The organism is Candidatus Hydrogenedentota bacterium (assembly GCA_019695095.1).
GTDB lineage: Bacteria > Hydrogenedentota > Hydrogenedentia > Hydrogenedentales > SLHB01 > JAIBAQ01.
Window position 1 is genome coordinate 1 of the sequence record JAIBAQ010000402.1, and the last position, 2,579, is coordinate 2,579.

2 protein-coding genes are annotated in these 2,579 nt (G+C 54.1%); both read left to right on the top strand.

Annotation, left to right across the window (positions count from 1 at the left end):
• The first annotated feature begins 691 nt into the window (after window positions 1-691).
• Window positions 692-2,206 (top strand): glycosyltransferase family 39 protein, encoded by a 1,515-nt coding sequence (locus K1Y02_26885; protein ID MBX7260009.1) that lies wholly within the window; start codon window positions 692-694, stop codon window positions 2,204-2,206.
• A gap of 177 nt (window positions 2,207-2,383) precedes the next feature.
• Window positions 2,384-2,579, top strand: a 196-nt coding sequence (locus K1Y02_26890; GenBank protein MBX7260010.1) for a methyltransferase, incomplete at its 3' end; no start/stop codon positions are given.

The window sequence follows — 2,579 nt, forward strand, 5'->3', positions numbered from 1 at the left end:
GGATCGCGGCCACACGCGATTCGCGGTTGGGCTTTCAGTTCGAATGCGATTACGTCTACACGCCGTATTCGCTCCGCGAAAAATTGGAGTGCCTGCAAGAAACGCTCGAACAGCTTGCAGAAAGCCGCCATCAGTGAGCTTGCACAGGGCGGCTGAAAGTACATACGCCAACGCGATGACCTCGAAGTGACGATCGTGTCGTTGAGGTTGTGGCAGCCGTACGTGGTCTAGTCCAAAGCCCCGCATCCCCAATTCCCCACGAGAAGCGATGTAGCGCTCGACGCTTATGTTTTGAATACAGTCTAAGCGCTGGACAAAATACCACCCCCTGTTTTGAATATCCGACAGCAATCGGGCATTTCCGAATCCGCGATGGGAAATCATGATGAATTGCTGCCATTGCTTTGCTTCGTGAAAGGCGCATACTCTCGACATTGGAGATCAGCTAGGCCAAGACTTTCCTCGGCTCCTACATGGTGAATACTTCACTTTTCCTACTCAATGCCATTTTAGACGGAGTCCCACCATGTACTGCCCTTATCAATCGCCACTTCTCAAAATTAGGGATCTCTTAGGTGACTGGGCGTATGTATTGAACGCCGTAAAGGATTTCTGTTGAATGTAGTCGTTGCTGCATCCAAGGCACGTCACCTCCAAGTTCGAACTGTGCGCTCTCGAAGGAAAATGTAACGTGGCAGAACGACTTCTTCGGAGTATGCCATTCGTCTCCGTGATAATGGGTGTGTGTTTGTTTCTCTTTCACTTCGTGACTCACCGGCAGTACGGGCTTCACGGTGACGAACTGTACTTCATTGTTTGTGGCAGCCGTCCCGCCTGGGGCTATGTCGATCACCCTCCGTTTGTTCCGATGGTGGCACGCGTCGCAACAATGCTGATGGGGACTAATCTGGTTGCGATCCGCTTCTTCCCCGCTTTGGCGTTGGGCCTAGGCTGCACCCTGACCGGCTGGTTGGCGCGCCGGCTTGGCGGTGGACGATACGCGGAGTTCCTGGCTTCGCTTAGCTTTGCATGCGCCCCCATGCTCCTCCGAACCGGTGCATTCTTAAATATCCCATGCTTTGAAGTGTTGTTTTGGTTGTTGGCTGCGCATCTGCTTGTAACACTATGCCAACGGGACGATGCGCGATGGTGGGTTGCTGTAGGAGTCGTTGCCGGTTTGGCGTTGCTTAACAAACACACGACGCTCTTTCTTGGTACGGGCCTTGCCGTCGGGATTCTGCTGACGGAACGCCGCAAGGACCTGTTTACACCGTGGCCCTTTCTCGGCGCTGTTATAGCCTTCATCATCTTTCTGCCGAATCTGCGATGGCAATACGACAACGATTGGGCAACGCTGGAGTTTGTGCGCAACCTGAACGCCAGCGAGATGCAGGGCACATCGCGGGCATTGTTCGTGGTCTCGCAGATCCTCTTGATGAATCCCATCAATGCGCTGATTTGGATTGCGGGAATCATATTTTTCATGAGCAAGGCAGGTCATCCGTATCGGCTGTTGGGTTGGGTCTTCGTGACCGTCATGGCCATCCTGCTCGTGTTCAAGGCGAAGGTGTATTACTCGTTGCCGGCCTATCCCATGCTGTTGGCGGGAGGCGCCGTGCTCCTTGAGAGGCGATTCGACTCCCGTTTCAGGCGCTACGCACGAGTCATGCTTCCTGCTGCAATTACCGCAATGGGAGCGGTCTTTGTTCCGGTTGTATGCCCTGTCGGGACACTTGATTGGAAGGAACGGTATATTTCGCGCGTGCTCGGCTTCATCGTGGACAGTCCCACGGAACTCACGTTTGACTTCCGTTATCAGCTTGGCCGCAACGAGCAAATCCAAGCATTTCATACTATCTACGAATCGCTGGATGAACAAGAACGCGGTGAATGTACTGTGCTCAGTGGAGAGTATGGCGTCGCATCAGAAGTCAATGTGCTTGGGCGCTCTATGGGTCTCCCGCTTGCCATCAGCGGCAACAATTCGTACTACCTCTGGGGTCCGCAGGGAGCCAGCGGTGCGTGTGTGATTGCGTTCGGTTTCGACGAAGACTTCCTCAGAAGACTATTTGGCGATGTGCGTGTCGCAGGCGAAGCGCCCTGTCCCTGGGGCAACGAAGCACCTGCATTGCGGCCGATTTACCTGTGCAGAAAGCCGGTCGCTCCGCTCGAGCAAATGTGGTCCCAACTAAAGTCTTTTCGGTGAAGACTGAAGAAAGAAACAAACTCCGCAGGACCGGCATGGCTGGTTGACCCTGCCCCGGAGATATGCCCTGAGAGACTCCGATACCGGGCTAGTGACTCCCATCAAGTCGCCAAGTACCTGTATACTCTCTTCAAACCAAGGCATCAGGCAAGGAAGGAAGTAGCAGTGAAGGAGTGCATGACCTCTCGCGAACGGGTGCTCGCCGCATTGAATCATGAAATACCCGATCGTGTTCCCATCGATCTTGGCGGCTTTCAGACCGGCATACACAAGATTGCCTATCAGCGCTTGTTGGAACACCTCGGCATTCAAGACGAACTGGTTATCCTCGACTCCGTTCAACAATTGGCCAAGCCGTGTGAGGCGGTGCTCC